General features: G+C 70.0%; 11 protein-coding genes and 3 pseudogenes. 9 read left to right on the top strand and 5 right to left on the bottom strand.

The genetic code is table 11. From position 1 onward, the window contains the following. Positions 1-112: 112 nt before the first annotated feature. Together AB0D27_RS35095 and AB0D27_RS35090 are read right to left on the bottom strand one after the other, a co-directional pair. Entirely contained in the window at positions 113-862 is a 750-nt protein-coding gene (locus AB0D27_RS35095; RefSeq protein WP_362516689.1) for a transposase family protein, read from the bottom strand. Between the two features lie 659 nt (positions 863-1,521). Next, positions 1,522-3,282 (bottom strand): helix-turn-helix domain-containing protein, encoded by a 1,761-nt coding sequence (locus AB0D27_RS35090; RefSeq protein ID WP_362516687.1) that lies wholly within the window; start codon positions 3,280-3,282, stop codon positions 1,522-1,524. Positions 3,283-3,531: 249 nt separating this feature from the next. Here AB0D27_RS35090 and AB0D27_RS35085 point away from each other — a divergent pair. The 7 genes and pseudogenes from AB0D27_RS35085 to AB0D27_RS35055 form a co-directional block, all read left to right on the top strand. After that, positions 3,532-3,609: pseudogene (locus AB0D27_RS35085) on the top strand (glycine zipper family protein); the annotation flags it as partial. 52 nt (positions 3,610-3,661) lie between these two features. Next, positions 3,662-3,970 (top strand): hypothetical protein, encoded by a 309-nt coding sequence (locus AB0D27_RS35080; RefSeq protein WP_362516694.1) that lies wholly within the window; start codon positions 3,662-3,664, stop codon positions 3,968-3,970. Further along, a complete protein-coding gene (locus AB0D27_RS35075; RefSeq protein WP_263233558.1) occupies positions 3,967-4,227 on the top strand; it encodes a UBP-type zinc finger domain-containing protein in 261 nt (86 codons plus the stop codon). The genes AB0D27_RS35080 and AB0D27_RS35075 overlap by 4 nt, the downstream gene beginning before the upstream one ends. Beyond that, positions 4,227-6,006 (top strand): annotated as a pseudogene (locus AB0D27_RS35070) (FAD-dependent oxidoreductase). Before AB0D27_RS35075 ends, AB0D27_RS35070 begins: the two are co-directional and overlap by 1 nt. A 47-nt stretch (positions 6,007-6,053) precedes the next feature. Continuing rightward, positions 6,054-6,551 (top strand): Hsp20/alpha crystallin family protein, encoded by a 498-nt coding sequence (locus AB0D27_RS35065; RefSeq protein WP_362516685.1) that lies wholly within the window; start codon positions 6,054-6,056, stop codon positions 6,549-6,551. Between the two features lie 476 nt (positions 6,552-7,027). Further along, a complete protein-coding gene (locus AB0D27_RS35060) occupies positions 7,028-8,392 on the top strand; it encodes an MFS transporter (protein WP_362516683.1) in 1,365 nt (454 codons plus the stop codon). Further along, on the top strand, positions 8,389-8,781 hold the full coding sequence (locus AB0D27_RS35055; protein ID WP_362516681.1) for a DUF2267 domain-containing protein: 393 nt from the start codon (positions 8,389-8,391) through the stop codon (positions 8,779-8,781). The genes AB0D27_RS35060 and AB0D27_RS35055 overlap by 4 nt, the downstream gene beginning before the upstream one ends. A 319-nt stretch (positions 8,782-9,100) precedes the next feature. On the opposite strand, the pseudogene AB0D27_RS35050 reads toward AB0D27_RS35055, so the two are convergent. Then, positions 9,101-9,256: pseudogene (locus AB0D27_RS35050) on the bottom strand (ISNCY family transposase); the annotation flags it as partial. Between the two features lie 131 nt (positions 9,257-9,387). Continuing rightward, positions 9,388-9,837, bottom strand: coding sequence for a DUF1931 family protein (locus tag AB0D27_RS35045; protein WP_362516679.1), 450 nt, complete (start codon positions 9,835-9,837; stop codon positions 9,388-9,390). Positions 9,838-10,531: 694 nt separating this feature from the next. On the opposite strand from AB0D27_RS35045, the gene AB0D27_RS35040 reads away from it, so the two are divergent. Then, complete coding sequence (locus AB0D27_RS35040; protein WP_362516678.1) at positions 10,532-11,665, top strand: hypothetical protein; 1,134 nt, start codon at positions 10,532-10,534, stop codon at positions 11,663-11,665. Between the two features lie 291 nt (positions 11,666-11,956). Continuing rightward, on the top strand, positions 11,957-14,134 hold the full coding sequence (locus AB0D27_RS35035) for an FUSC family protein (RefSeq protein WP_362516676.1): 2,178 nt from the start codon (positions 11,957-11,959) through the stop codon (positions 14,132-14,134). Here AB0D27_RS35035 and AB0D27_RS35030 read toward each other — a convergent pair. Continuing rightward, positions 14,108-14,644, bottom strand: a complete 537-nt coding sequence (locus AB0D27_RS35030; protein WP_362516674.1) for a phosphate-starvation-inducible PsiE family protein — start codon at positions 14,642-14,644, stop codon at positions 14,108-14,110. The two genes, AB0D27_RS35035 and AB0D27_RS35030, sit on opposite strands and share 27 nt — an antisense overlap. Between the last annotated feature and the right edge of the window lie 984 nt (positions 14,645-15,628).

Below are 15,628 nucleotides of genomic sequence, written 5' to 3'. Positions count from 1 at the left end.
CAGCACCTTCCTAGGTGTCCGGACGGAGGAGGCCACACCACAGCCAGTGGTGCCCTACCTCCAAGCCCGGCCGTTTACGACCGGGTCAAGTTGACAAGTTCATTGAGGCCTTTCAGCGTTGCCTCTCCAGGGTGAGGACGGCCTTGGCGATGACGGTCATGCGGTTGGGGCTGATGCGGGCCCTGCGGAAGATCTGCCAGGACTTCAGCCGTGCCATGCCGCGTTCGACGGGAGCTCGGGCCTTGGCGAGGGCGCGGTTGACGGTGCGCTGTGTGGGGGTGAGTTCGCCGCCGGGTGGTCGTTTGAGGCCGGTGGTGACCCAGGGGCCGGCGCCCTGGTAGGCGCGGTCGGCCAGGATGGGGACGCCCTGGCGTTCGCAGATCCGGATGATCCGGTGGCTGCGGGCCGCGGTCAGGTCATGGGTGCGGCCCGGCAGCGCGGGCGAGATCCACAGCACCTTGCCGGTGGGGTTGGTGACGACCTGGACGTTCACACCGTGTCGGCGGTGCTTGGTCGGGTAGTCGGCGCGGCCGTCGCCGGTCCGGTCGCACTCCACGAGGGTCCCGTCCAGCAGCACGAAGTCCGGGTCGCTCTCGCGCAGGGTCTTCAGCAGGCCTGGAGCACGGTCGGCGAGCAGACCGACGACGCCCGTGACGTACGCGTGGGCGGTGCCGACGGATATGCCGAATCCGGTCGCGATTCGGGCGAGGGTGTCGTGACGGTGCAGGTACACCAGCGCGACCAGTGCACGCTGGTGCGGCGGGAGTTTGCATCGGCGGTCACCCTCACGGGTGACGATGAGCATCGTGACCCACTCGACCAGGGCGTGCGGGAGATCGAGTGCGGCAGGGTAGGGAACCAACGAGGCTCCTGTGCCGGTGGGTTGAGACTTCGAACACCTCCCTCAACGGCGCGGGAGCCTCGTGCGTTGCGGACCCCGCGCTCAACCCGCCACCGCCATCCGATCAGTGAGCACGCTGAGAGTGCTCATAGAAATCGTAGTTCCGCGCCAATCTTGCCGCCCCAGCGAACAGCCCCTCGCCGACGGCAAGGTGCTTGGCACCTCCCTCGGGGCGGTTCAGGCAGAGTGAACGGGACGGCACCCAGCAACGACGGTCAGGAGCCGGTAGCTGAACCAGACCAAGCTGACACCGTCGGCGAGCATCCGCTTGGCGGCGGGCGGTGATGTGGCTTCGGTGGTCGGCGGGGGCTGCGTTGCGAGGGCCGTTGCCCAGGTCCGGTGGGGTCAGTGGCCAGCTCGTCCGCCTGCCGGTGCCGACATGCGGAGAGGCCGTGGGAAACCGGTGAGGCCCGACGTGCGACTGCACGCCGGGCCTCACCACCCACGTCAGTGCTGATGCGCCCCGTGGGGCGGCCACCAGCACACCTCACATGCGGGCAGTTTCCGCAGCTCGGAGGGGCTGGGCGGGAGGCGATCAGGCCGCAACATCGACTTGACTCACTGGTGACCTGTTCGAGTGCCGGGCTGACCCGCTGCGCTGGCCCTCCGGGTGTCCGCGGTCAGCGCCGCCCGCCCAGGATGATCTTCCAGACGCGCGTTGCCACCTGCAGGTTGAGCCGGGTGTCAACATCCGCCAGGTCGCGGTCGCTGATCTCACGGATGCGCTGCAGCCGGTAGCGCAGGGTGCTGCGGTGGACCGTCAGCGCGGCGGCCGCATCGTCGTAGTTGCCTCCGCATTCGAAGTAGCGCGAGAGCGTCTCCACCAACTCTGTGTCGTGCCCTGCGTCGTAGTCGATCAGCTGGCCGAGCCACTCTCGCACGAAGTCTTCGAGCTCCCGGAGATCGTTTCCGGGCCCCAGGATCCGGTACAGCCCGAGGTCGTCGAAGAACGTCGTCCCGCTGCGATGGCGGGAGTTCTGCCGCACCTCCAGGGCCCGCAGTGCCTCCTGATAACAGCGGGGAATGCCGTCCGGGGAGTCGCAGCGGGTGCTCACCCCGATCGCTCCGTCGGGCGTTCCCAGCTCATGGGCCAGCGCCGTGTACACGGCATCGTCGTTGGGCCTCGCTTCGGTCAGCAGGACCATCTGGTCGCCGCGACGGGTGATCAGCGGACGGGTCGCCGAGGTGGCCGTCGCTTGCTCGACGGCACGGCTGAAGGAGCTGTTCGCGGCGTTGCCCGGCCAGTGCACCACGACCACGTAGTGGGTACGTTGCAGGTCGTGGCCGACGGCTTCGGCCCGGGCGTAGGCGCTCGTCTCCTCAGTGCCCTCCAACAGGTCGTCGATCAGTTGGCGGCGCAGCCGCAGTTCGACCTCGGTGAGTTCGCGCATATGCATGAGCTCCTGGGCGAGCGACCGCTGGGCGTGATCCAAGGCGAACCTGGTGTGCTCGTTGGCCGTCGCCTCGGGGTCCTCAATGGCGAGTACGCCGAGAACGTCGCCGCGCGGGCGGAGCAGGGCGATCAGCCGGTCCTTGACTCTGACCGGGCCCTCCTCGCGCGCGACCTGCCGCAGCATCTCTTCCTGGTAGGTCGAGGACCGCACCGGATAGGGATCGGGCCGGGCCGGACCGGCCCAGGACCTCAGGTTGCCGAACCGGTCCTCGATGAGCGCCGACAGCCCGGTGAGCTCGTACAGCGCTTGGGTGATAGCGTCCTCGCCGCCGCCCCGGGCAGCGACGCGGGCGAGGGTCTCGTGCACGGTCTTCTGCAGGTGCAGCTCGGAGCGCATTGTGTCCAGCTGCCGCAGTGCGGTGTCCCGTTCGGTGCGGAGTCGGCTCAGTTCGCCGGCGTTGTCGTGCTGCGCGGCGCGCGTGACCGTCAGTGACAGGGCCGCCGATGCGAGCCCCACGAGGGTCGAGAGGAGGAAGTGCCCCTGCTCGTCGGGCCCGGAGTGGGAGGAGACCAGGATGTAGCCGAGCAGACCGCCGGCCCCGCGCAGGCCGAACGCCCAGGTCCAGGACCGCTCTGGAAGGGATACGGAGCCGTCAGCCTCGCCCAACTCCTTCATCCGTGCGTCGTCGACCTTTGGCGCTCCCGCGTCGTGGCCGCGGACGCGGGACAAACCGTCGCCCGTCGCGAGGTATCCGGCCTCGGCGTGGTAGGGACCAAGGGCACTGACGTGCCGCATGGCCAACCGCACGATCTCACTCTGCTCCGCGCAGGTGAACAGGGTGTGGGACAGCACCAGCAGCCCGTGTGGGTCCAGCGCCGCGAGCGGACGGGGGGCGTGCCGTTCGGTACCCGCGGTGTTGCTCGGCTGGCGGGTCCCTTCCTGGTCGGAGACGTGAGGGGACAGCCTCCGTGACGGGTGGCAGTCCATTGATCACTCCGTTCTCCTCCGGTCATCGGAGGCGATCGAGCGAATCGTGGGATCCACACCTGGGCGAGCCCTGAGTACCCAGCCTAGGCAAGGCCATCGGACTTGTCTGGATTTGAGCCTTGTTCTCGTGGGCCGACCGACTGCGTCGATTTCTGACCTGCCGGGTGCAGGCGGAGCGCGCTGCTCTCTTGCCACTCTGGACTTGTCCGGGATCGCCGAGCGCACCGGTGGCCGTGGAAGGACTGGCTGATGAACGAGCAGGCCCGCAGGACCATCGCCTCGTACGCGACCTACCAGGAGGCGGAATGCGCCGTCGATCACCTTTCCGATCAGGGTTTTCCCGTCGAGAGGGTGGCCGTCATCAGACAGGACGTGCGCCTTGGTCGAGCAGGTGACCGGCCGCATGGGACATGGCGGGGCCGCGCTGCAGGGGGCGGCGAGCGGCGCCCTGCCCGGCGCACTGATCGGGTGGATCTCCGGGCTGCCGAACTGGCTGGACCCGGTCATGTCGGGACTGCTCCTCGCCTTGTACGGGCTGGTTTTCGGAGCACTCGTCGGCGCTCTGCTCGGCCTGCTGGTCCACGCGGCCCAGCGTGGCCGCCGGGCGCACCTGCCCCTGCCCTGCGGCGGTGGGTGGAGCAGTCGATCGCGGGCCGCGAACCGGCCGGGAAAGGATGATCGGCCATGACCGTACGGACCGACCCCCACCTCGCCCTCGTACGCCCCGTCACCCCGCGTGCCCCGGGATGCGAGGAATGCCTGGCCACACATTCCCCCTGGGTCCACCTCAGGCTCTGCCTGACCTGCGGCCACGTCGGCTGCTGCGATTCCTCGCCGAACCGGCACGCCCGCCGTCACGCCGCCGCCGACGGCCATCCGATCGTGGCGTCGCTCGAGCCCGGCGAGGACTGGCGGTGGTGCTTCGTCCATGAGGCGTTCGTGTGATGCCCGGCGACGAGACGCGGCCGGGCGCAGCGCCGGTGCCGGACGAGGCGCAGGAGAGCGTCCCCTTCGAGACCCCCGACATCTACGGCGCCTATCCCCGCCTGTCGGACGACCAGATGGCCCGCCTGGCGCAGCATGGCCGGCGGCGCCCGGTTGACGCCGGTGACGTGTTGATCCGGGAGGGGGAGCGGTGCGAGATGTTCTACGTCGTCCTCAGTGGCTCGGTCGCCATCGTCGAGGGCTACGGCACGCCCGGCGAACGCCTGCTGCGTGTGCATGGCCCTGGCCGCTTCATCGGCGAACTCGGCCTCCTGAACGGACAGGTGGCCTTCTACACCGCCGCGGTCAGGGACCCCGGCGAGATCCTCGCCCTGTCTATGGATCAGCTGCGCGACCTGGTGACCCGGGACTCCCTTCTTGGTGATGTGGTGCTGCGCGCCTGCCTGGGCCGCCGTGCCCTGCTCGTCGGTCAGGGCGCCGGTTTCCGCATCATCGGCTCGCGCTACTCGCCCGACACCCGGCGGCTGCGCGAGTTCGCCGCCCGCAACCGGCTGCCGCACCGCTGGATCGATCTGGAGACGGACCAGGAGGCCGAGGCGCTGCTGCGCCGCTTCGCGGTCGGTCCGGAGCAGACGCCGCTGGTGATCTGGCGGGACACCACCCTGCTGCGCAATCCGAGCAACGCCGAACTGGCCCGGTTGATCGGCTTGCCGCCCCTGCCGTCGGGCAATGGCCGCGGCGATCTCCTGATCGTCGGCTCCGGTCCGGCCGGTCTCGCTGCCGCGGTGAACGCCGCCTCGGAGGGCCTCGGCACGACCGTGGTCGAGGCGATGGCCACTGGCGGCCAGGCCGGGACGTCTTCCCGCATCGACAACTGCTTCGGCTTCCCTTCCGGCATCTCCGGCGCCGAACTCACCGAGCGCGCTGTGCTGCAGGCGGAGAAGTTCGGCGCCCGGATCAGCGTCCCGGCGGAGGCGGCCCGGCTCGAACGGCGGGACGGCCACTACGCCGTCGGGTTCGCCGACGGCAGCGAGATCACCGCCCGTACCGTCGTCCTGGCCACCGGCGCCCGCTACCGCCGCCTCCATGTGCCCGGCATCGAGCCGTTGGAGGGCGCGAGCGTCCACTACTCGGCGACCGTCTACGAGGCCCAGCAGTGCCGTACCGACCCGGTGGCGGGTCGGCGGCGGCAACTCCGCGGGCCAGGCCGTGCTCTTCCTGGCCGGGTACGCACCACAGGTGTATCTGCTCGTCCGTGGGCCGAGCATCGAGGCGCACATGTCCCGCTACCTGATCGATCAGATCGAACGCCACCCGCGGGTGCGCGTGCTGCTGCACACCGAGATGACCGAGGCACTCGGCGACAAGGCGCTGGAGGCGGTCACCGTGGTCGACCACCGTACGGGCGAGCACCGCCACCTCGAGGTGCGGGCCTTGTTCGTCTTCACCGGCGCCGACCCTCACACCGAGTGGCTGTCCGGCGCGCTTGCCCTCGACGCGCGCGGCTACGTGCTCACCGGCGCGGAGGCGCAGGCGTGCTCCGTTCCCGAACTGTGGCAGAGCCAGGGCCGCGACTGCCTGACGTTGGAGACCAGCCTGCCTGGCGTCTTCGCCGCCGGCGACGTCCGCAGCGGCTCGGTGAAGCGCGTGGCCTCCGCGGTCGGCGAAGGCGCGATGAGCATCCACTTCGTGCACCGCTACCTGGGCCACACGGCCGCGCACGGCGGCACCGACAGCTCCCCGCACACCCGTCCGAAGGAGTCCGCTTGGCTCGCATGACACCCAGCGGGCGACGAGATCACGAGAAGGAGAAGGAGGCGATGGGAATGACTACGCCCGTCCGGCGCCACCGCGGTGGCGCAATGCAGGACAGGCCCCTTGGCTGGGCACGCAATCCGCTGACGGAGTTCGACCAACTGCTCAGCGAGATGAGCGGACTGATCGAATCCACGGTGGGAGGCGCTGCGCCCGCAGTCGCGTGGACACCCATGGCGGATGTCACGGAGTCCAACGACGCCTTCCACGTCGAGATCGAACTCCCCGGCGTCAAGAGCAAGGACATCGACGTCGAAGCGAACGGCCAGGAGCTGGTGGTCACCGGAGAGATCAAGGAGAAGGAACGCAAAGGCGTCCTGCGCCGGAGCACCCGCCGCACCGGATCCTTCGAGTACCGGCTGCGGCTGCCCGGAGAGGTCGACACCGAAAAGATCGATGCGCAGATCTCGGACGGAGTGCTCACCATCACCGTCCCCAAGGCCGAGGTCGCAAAGCCCCGGCATGTCGAGATCAGCGAGACGGGTGAAAGCACCGAGAGCAGCGGCTGAGACGCGAACGCCGCGGTTCCGGGCACCCATCCGGCACCGCGGCCGGGCCGGCGAGGCTTCGACACCCGGGGCGGCTCATGAACGACGTCCGATGTCACAGCCCCTCACGGCGGCGGAGACGCGGCATGCGGCTCCCCACCGGCTTCCTTTCGGCGCCGCAGACGCCAGGCGCGCAGCAGCCGAAGCGGGAGCAGACCCAGCGGTGCTCGCCGGCCCATGTCCGCCTGGTCCTCGCGGTCGAATGCCCGTGCGTAACGCTCGGCGTCCTGGGCCGTCGGATATCGCTTGCTTCCCTCCGCTCCGCACCCCCGCGCGCAGCGCCAGAGCATCGTGTCGCCCTCATGGAGAAAACGAAAATGGTGTCCCAGAAGGTGGCAGCGCAGCACAGCAGACCACCCTATGCGGACCGGTCCGTTCCGGCCCGTTGTGCCCCTCTCCAGGCAACAGCCCATGGCCCCTGAACGAGGAGGCGTGGCATGACCACCACCGCCGAGCTCGGTGTCGTCACGACCAAGGTCCCCGCACGGCTTGACCGGCTGCCGTGGTCCCGATTCCATTGGCGGATCGTCATCGGTCTGGGAACCGTCTGGATTCTGGACGGACTCGAAGTGGAGCTGCCGGAGCCGGGCGAGGCGGTCACCGTACGGCAGCGCGACATCATCCCGTTCACGGAGATCGCCGGCGTGGCTCTGCGGCGGTACCCGCGTCGCGCCGTTCTCGGTCTGGCGCACTTCGTCGGACAGGCGTTCCTGTGCAACGCGATCGTCTTCGACCTGGGAACGATCCTGAACGGCTTCTTCGACATCGGCTCCGGCTCGATCCCTTACTTCCTTGTCCTCTTCGCGATCGCCAACTTCCTCGGACCACTCCTTCTCGGCCGACTGTTCGACACCGTTGGCAGAAAGCCGATGATCGCGGGCACCTACTTCGGCTCGGCGGTCGTGGCAGCCGTCCTCGCCGTTCTGCTGATCAACGGCTCCCTGACGACATGGTCGTTCTTCCTGCTGGTCTCGCTGACCTTCTTCGTGGCGTCCGCGGGAACGAGCTCGGCCTACCTGACGGTGAGCGAGGTCTTCCCCATGGAGACCCGAGCCCTGTCCATCTCGCTGTTCTTCGCGATCGGCACGGCCGTGGGCGGAATCACCGGCCCGCTGCTGTTCGGCCACTTGATTCACAGTGGCGATGCCGACCTGGTGGCCATCGGCTTCCTCGTCGGAGCGGCAGCCATGGCGCTGGGCGGGCTGACCGAGGTCTTCTTCGGTGTCCGGGCCGAACACCAGTCCCTGGAGAACATCGCCCGGCCGCTCACCGCTGAGGAAACCGAGGCAGCCTGGCGCAACGAGCCTGCGCCACAGAACGCGCGAGACCGCCTGCGGCCCGCGCATGTCCGGCAGGCCGCGCACGAGCGGGAACTGCGGATCGCCGACCGCACCGCCCGCCGCCGGGAGCGGGAGCGCGCCGGAGCCCGCCGCTACCGCCCGGGCACCGGACCGGGCAGCAGCACCCTGTACTCGCCGGGCATGGCCGGCACCGCACCGCGGGCGCGGCAAGCCGTACGTCCGCCATGGCCGAACAACGCCTCGACGACGAGATCGAGCAGATCACCCACGCGCTCCAAGAAGCCGGTCCGACGAGCCGTGACCGACTCGAACAGGCCGTGGGCGGCCGTTCCTGGGGCCCCGGGCGCTTCCGCCGTGCCCTGCGAGAGTCCGAGCGGGAGTCCCGGGCCAAGAGCCTTGCGGACGGCAGCTACGCACCGGCGGACGGACCCGGCCGGCCCGACAGCGCACCGGGCGACCCCCATGACCAGCGGTGACCGGGGCAGAAGGAGGCAGCGATGAAGTACGACGGATTCCTCGCCCGTGTACGCGAGCGAGGCGAATACAACGACCAGGACGAAGCCGCGGACGTCACCAACGCCGTGCTGGAAGTGCTGGCCCAACGGATCAGCCCGGGAGAGGTCAAGGACCTCGCATCCCAGCTGCCCGGCCCGCTGGGACAAGTTCTGGACCATGCCACGCCGCAGCAGGCGCGGAGCTTCGGGATCGAAGAGTTCTACCGCCGAGTCGCCGAGCGCATCCATGCCCGGCCGCGTACGGCGCAGTGGGACGCCAGCGCGGTCCTGACCACCGTTGCAGACGCTGTCACCGGCGGAGAACTGAACCAGATCATCAGCCAACTCCCCTCCAGTTACGCGGTCCTGTTCGGCAAGGCCGACCTCGCGGACTGAGCCTGTGAGGCGCGGTAGGCCCATCCGGCCAGCGTCGAGCTCCAGTTCCGGCTCGCCTTCGACAAGCGGCACCAGCAGTCTTTGCTGGATGTCGACCAGATAGATAACGGCCCTGCCCAGCCCCATGGACTCGGCATACCGGTTCAGGACCACGGGCAGTTCCGCAGGTGATGCCAGCTGGGCTGCTCTGACCAATTCCTCCAGCAGCCGCTCACCAGACCCGACGGACATGTTCCTGTCCATGCCCTCGATGATCCCCGCGAGACCGAGCCGCCACAATCTGAGCTCTCCAACACCTGAGATGTGGGCCGATCAGCCTGGGGTGCTGGGGCTTGCCCTTGCGGATCGGTCGGGCATCGGAATCGGCTGACGACACCAGCCGGTCGGGCATCGTACGGATGCCCGCAAGCCGCACAGCGGTCTGCTCCAGCAGCCGGCGGGTGCCCGCCGCGGTCTCGGCCAGCTCACCGACCAGGACCGCTTTCGGCAGCATCCTGGACGTGGACGAGGGCCTGCGGCGAGCCAGCAGGTCGTTGCGCCAGCCGAGGAAGCAGAACGCGCTGACGCTGTTCGGCCGTGGCCTGCACCGCCTGTTCGGGTCGCCACTCACAGCAGGAGGTCGAAGACGGCTCGAGCCTCGTCCCAGTGCCGGGTCTGGGGGTTTTTCAGGTCGGGGTGGAGGATCTTGAAGCTCTGGGCAAGGGCCAGGCTGAGTCCGCCGATGATGTCCGGATAGGCCGCCTCGGTCTCCTCATCGGGCGTGCGGTCGAGAGCGGGATGGGTGGCGAGCTGTTCCAGGATCGGCTTGAGTTCTACTTCCTGGTCGATCTTTCGGAAGTGGTGAATGCTCTCCTGCAGGCCTTTCGTGATCGGTAGGTCACAGATCCGGATGATGTCGCGCCCGTTGGCCTTGGCAGTGGCCTGGGCGACGGTCAGCAGATCGTAGAGCTTGGCGTCGACGAAGTCGCTGTAGCGCTTGAGATCGTTCTTGTCGACGTCCAGCCCTGCGGCCGCACGGAAGAACCTCTCGAACCTGGCGATGGACATCACGGTCATGACGGCAACCTCCGGCTGCGGGCGCCGAGGTGACTCCCGGCCCCCTGGGCTTCTCAACCAGCTTGGCCGACGGGGGCGCGCGAGCGCATGCGTATGTCGGGCCCAATTAGCCTCCCTGTATTGCCCTGCCAGGCCCAGGCGTCCGACCTGCCCGGGGTTGTCGCACGGGCGTGCGGACCGACAGGAGGGTGAACACCGCGTCGCGGAGCGGCCCCATGCAAAGGGCCTCCAGATGTCGCTGCTGATGAGGCCGTACGCCGCGGTGGGGAACACGCTGGGGAGGGCTCCGGAGAGGCCGGTGAACAGCGGCCAGGGCCGGTTAGAGGGGACCATCCCGCCTACCTGCCGCCCCTACGCCGGGCAGGACGTAGTGCTGTGTCTCGCAGGCGTTCTGGATTTTCCCGCGTGGCAGGGTCTTTGCCGGACTCCGGCTCCCGGACCGGACACCGAAGCGGGGTGGTCGGTGGGGCGGGGTGCGGTGCGTGCCGGGGGTGGTGCGTGAGCGGGTCTTCGCGGTGGCGCACGAGATCACGGCCCGGTCGTGGGAGCAGGCCCTGTGCTGGGAAGATGAGGAGATTGGCCGTACAGCCTGTACCTGCTGGCGGAGGCCAGCGCGTCACGCGGCGTTGACGTTACCTGGGCGGCGTCTATGGGCACTTGGGATCGCGGGGCAGCCGACGAGGAGGGGCCAGTCATGCGAGCGTCGTCTCAGGGCGTTACGGTCGTCGCTCTCCTGGCGGATCCGGACGCGCCGACGGAGATCGCGCAGCGCATGGCCCAGACTCTTCCTGCTCGGCTCGCCGACAAGTCGGGCCAGAGGCGACGGTTCGACGTCACGGTGGTCAGTGAGCCCTTCACATCGGGGACGGAGGACCCGCCCGCCTTGATGCGCCGGATCATGGACCGTGGGAGCGCGGAGAACTGGGACATCGTCGTGGCCCTCACCGACCTTCCGCTGCACTCACACGGACGCAAGCTCGTTGTGAATCTGAGCCAGGAACACGGCTTGGCGCTGCTCTCTCTTCCTTCACTGGGGGGCTTCCGGCTGCAGACGAGGGCCCGGCGGGCCGTCGAAGAAGCCGTGCTTGGCTTGGCGGGTCCGCAGACCACTGGAGCTGAAGGACCTCCGCGAAGTCAGCCCGTTCTGGGGCCCTTCGTCAGTCGTCTCGCGGCTATTCATCCGGGCCCGATCGGTGAGAAGGAGACCGCCGATCTTCGGTACGTCGTCAGCGGGCCGCGCGGTTACCTGCGGGTGCTCGCCGGTATGGTCCGCGCCAACCGGCCGTGGCGGCTGGTGCCGGGCTTGTCGAAAGCCCTGGCGGCCGCACTCGCCACGGAAGCCATCGCCACCGTGAACTCCACCGTCTGGAGCCTGGCTGAGACCCTGAGCGCGCCACGCCTCGTGATCGCGACGGTCGGATCTGTCGCGCTCATGATCGGCTGGCTGATCGTGGACGCGGAGCTGTGGCATCGGTCAGCAGAGAGCTCGCCGGAGGCGAGGCAGAGGGCGCGGCTCTACAACGCCTCGACGGTCGTGACCGTGGGTATCGGGGTGCTCGTCTGCTACGTGGGTTTGATGGTCATCAACTGGGTGTGGGCGCTGTTCATCCTCAACGACCAAGTGTTCGCTTCCGTGACACGAACCCCACTGCACGCCGAGGAGTACTTGACGCTGTCCTGGTTCGTCGCTTCGGTCGCCACCGTGGGCGGCGCGCTGGGATCAGGCTTGGAGAGCGACGATGCGATCCGGGCAGCCGCCTACTCCAAGCGCGAACAGGAACGTCGTCACACGCTCCAAGACGACCACGGTGACCAGCCCTCGAAGTGAACCGATACCGGCACAACCAGCAGCGCGATGCGCGCCGGCGGGTTGATCATGGCGATGAGGGGGCGGGTGTTGTCCCGGTAGGGCAGGGCCGGCCCCTTCTTCAGCCGGTACGCGGCCGCTGAGGCTGAACGGCCGGTGCTGGGGGGTGTGATCATCGATCGCCAATGTACGCGAGAGCGTGCCGGTTTATCGGTGGACGTCGGTCCGGGGCGCGCGTCCGAGCGCGGTGCCGTCAGGAGGCGGCGGAGCGGCCGACGCGACCCGGCAGGGCGTTCCGGCTAGGCTCCACCCGTGACGTGGCTGCGGGCCTTCAGGGAGGTCGTGCGATCCGGGCTCACGATCGAGGAGACGCGGCTGGAGCCCCTGCTCGCGCTGCGCACGGCTGCTGGGGTGGCGATCGTCATCGGGCCGGTGCTGTGGCTGGTCTCCCCTGCGTACGCTGCGTCCGCCGCCCTCGGTGCCTACTCCGCGGGTGGGGCCACCTTCCAGCGCACCTGGCGTCCACGCAAGGTGATCGCGCTCGGCGCGGGCGCGGGTCTGGCGCTCAGCACCTTCGTGGGCTACCTGGCGGCGGGGCGACTTGTGACGTTCCTCCCACTGCTGGCCGTATGGGCCTTTGCCGCGGGGATGGCGTGGGCCGTCGGATCGACCGCTGGGATCGTCGCAGCGACGACGGTCGGCAGCATGCTGGTGACCATCACCCTGCCCACGAGCGTCGGGCGAGCCCTGGAGCACGCCGGGGTCATCGCGTTCGGAGGCGTGGCGCAGGCCGTGCTGATCTTGCTGTTCCCGATTCGCCGTTGGGGGGCGCATCGGGACGCGCTCGCCGACGCCCTGGCCGCCGTGGCGGACTACGCCCGCCGGCTGCGGCACGACCCGACCGCCCCGTTCGACCCGGAGCCGTTGATGACGGCCCGGGACGCGGCCGCCGTGACGCCATCACAGGCCCGCACCCGTCCCCCTGTCCTCCACGGCCCCCGGGGCCTCGCCGAGCGCATTCTGCCGGTCGTCGCCGCGCTCGCCGACCCGGACGTCGGCGCCCCGGCGGAGGGACCTGGGCGGGACCGCGCGCGAGAGTTGCTCGACGCGGCCGCCGACGTCCTGGACGTGGCCGCCCGTTCGATCCGTCACGGCACTCCCGCCGAGGTGCCGCCCGGGAGCGCGGACGTCTTGCGCGTCGACGAGGAGCACGAGGTGCTGGAGGGGCCCGCGCGGCAGGCCGCCGAGCGGCTCGTGGAACTGCTCGGCGAGGCGTTGGAGATCGCCGGGAGCGGCGGCGCGCGCGGCGAGACGCCCGCGCCGCCCGGCCCAGCGGGCGCCCAGTTCCTGGTGCGCCCGACAATGTTCCGGCTGGTCCCGGTCGTCGTCCGGGCGGTCCGCCGTGAGCTCCGCCGGGACTCGCCCGTGTTCCGGCACGCCGTCCGCCTGGCGGCGGTGGCCACGCTCGGCTATCTGATCGCCGCCCGGCTACCACTGGGCCACGGCTACTGGGCGCCCATCGCCTCGGTGATGGTGATGCGGCCGGACTTCCACCGGACGTACGCGCGTGCGGTGGCCCGTCTCGCCGGGACCCTGGCGGGGGTCGCGCTCGCCACCGGGATGGTGCGGGCCCTGGGGCCGGACGCCCATGTGTTCGGCGCGCTGGCGGTGGTTTCGGCGGGCCTGTCATACACGGTGATCCGTACCGGCTACGCCTACTCCCAGTGCTTCACTGCCGCGTACGTCGTCTTCCTGCTCGGCATGGGCGGCCAGGCATGGGAGCAGACGGTCCCGGAGCGGGTGGTGCTCACCCTGCTCGGCGGGACCCTGGCAATGCTGGCGTACGTGGTGTTCCCCGCATGGGAGACGCCCCGGCTGCCGGGCCGACTTGCGGACTGGCTCGCCGCCAACGGCCGCTACGCGGCCGCGGTGCTCCGCAGCTACGCCGAACCGACCCGGGAGCATCGCGCCGAGATGCGCAGGGCACTGCTGGCGAGCAGGGAGGCACGTGCCGCCTGGCAGGAGGCCTACGACCGGGCAAGGCAGGAACCGGTCCGCCCCAGGGGTCTGACGTCGCGCGAGGCGGAGGAGGCGCAGGAGGCGCTCAACGGGTTCGGCCGGGCGGCGATGCTCATGGAGAGCCACGTCCCGCGGGCCGACAGCCGTTTCGTCCCCGAGGCGGAGCGGTTCGCCGAGGCACTGGAGGCGGACACCGCGCAGGCGGCAGTCGACGTGCGCGAGCACAGGAATCCGGACTGGGGGCGTGTGGAGGAGGCGCTCCACGCGTGGGAGGGCGCCGCCGCCGGGGACCGGAGCCCGGTGGTACGGCGCGGGGCGGAACTGCAGAAACGGGCCTTGGAGGACCTCGCGACGGCCGTGAGCCGCACACCCCTGGAACGGGACGTCGGCTCCGCTCGCGAGGAGCAGCGGGTGCGGGCGGCCGTGGCGGCGGAAGGTGACGGGTCAAGACCCGCGCCCCGGGGTGGGTGACGGCGCCGGCGACGGGGAGCGCAGCGCCTCCTGGAGCGGGAAGTAGTCTCCCGGCCGCGTCGAGCGCCGCCACACGTACGCCGCTGTCGCCATCACGAGGATCAGCCCCGCCAAGATGAGCAGTTCGAGGCCCTCGACGTTCCACCGGAAGGACTTCTCCGCCTCGGCCGTCACGATGAGCACCTTGCGGATGCCGGCAATCAGGCCGACGACGAGGAACGGCTCCGCGTCGAGGGTCTGGTTCCTGATGGTGAGGCGGACGGTGTGGAGCAGCTCGGCCACGATGAACAGCACAAGGCCGTTGTCCAGGGCGGAGAGAACGACGGTCTCCTCGCGGTACGGCCCCTGGATCGACCTGATGACGTCGTGGACGACCCCGACGGTCAGGAGCCCCGCGAGCAGTACGAGGAGCGCCGCGACGACGAGGTGGATGCCGTCCTCGATGAGCTGCAGGAGGCCCTGTACCCGGCCGCTCTCGATCTTCGGGAGAATGGGTCGCACAGTCAGCATGCTAGGGGTGCCCCGGCCTGCAGGCGCGGCGTGCTGCCGAAGGGGTGGCCGAGCGAATCCGTCCCTGTGGTGGCAGCCCGGGGGAAGCGGCCAGGCGCGACATCACCGAGGCGTACCCGGCGGCAGAACAAGGATTATGAGGCAGCCCGACGCGGACACAAACGGCAGGAACCTGCGGCCCGTCCTGGCGCCGACCCGGGGTCTGCCTCCGAGACGCTCCGGGACCTCGCCCCCGGCCTGCGGGAGGAACCGCGCCGCCGCACCGCCAGGGGCATCCGCTGGCAGGCGGACACCGACGGCGCCCCTGGCGGCGAACGCGCGGGCGACGTGTCCCATGTGGCCGAAACGTCGCCACCCGCCTGGAGGACCGCGACTGGGACATCGGCGTCTTCCTCACCGGCCTGCCGAGCCGGGCGGAGCACAACCCGGTCCGCATAGAGGCCGACCCTGAGCCCAGGGTCGCCCTGTCTCACGCCCGCCCTCGGCTCCCGGCGTCTGCGGCGCCGGGAGCGGCAGGCGGTGGCCGGCGTCGTCAGGCACAGGCCGCGCAGGACGAAGAGCCTCTGGTTCCCTCGTCGTCGGCCGTCCGGCGCCCGGGGAGGAATCCGGCACGGGCGCCACGCGGTGCCAGGGCTGCGCACGTCCGCCTGGTCCAGGGCATGGTGCGCGCCAACCGCCCCTGGGCGGTGTCCCCCGGGACCCTGCACGCGAGCCGCCCCGGCATCCGGATCCGGGTGCCGGGGCAGCTCGCGCACCCTGGCGGACGTCTTCGCCACCGCGGCCGTCGGATTCATCAACGGCACGACCTGGCAGGTCGTCACGGCTGAGTCCCTGGACGTCCGCAACCTGCCGAGTTCTTACCGTTCCGCGAGCAAGAGCGGAGACTCTGCGTCGCCGGAGTGGCGCGAAGCGATGGCGGGGAACCTGTACTGGGCCCGTTGCTGCGTGGCGGGAGCACCGTGCCGGAGGACGCGAGAGCAGTGG

This window comes from Streptomyces sp. NPDC048415, assembly GCF_040651675.1.
In the GTDB taxonomy this organism is placed as follows: domain Bacteria; phylum Actinomycetota; class Actinomycetes; order Streptomycetales; family Streptomycetaceae; genus Streptomyces.
This window is presented reverse-complemented; position numbering and strand designations above follow the sequence as displayed.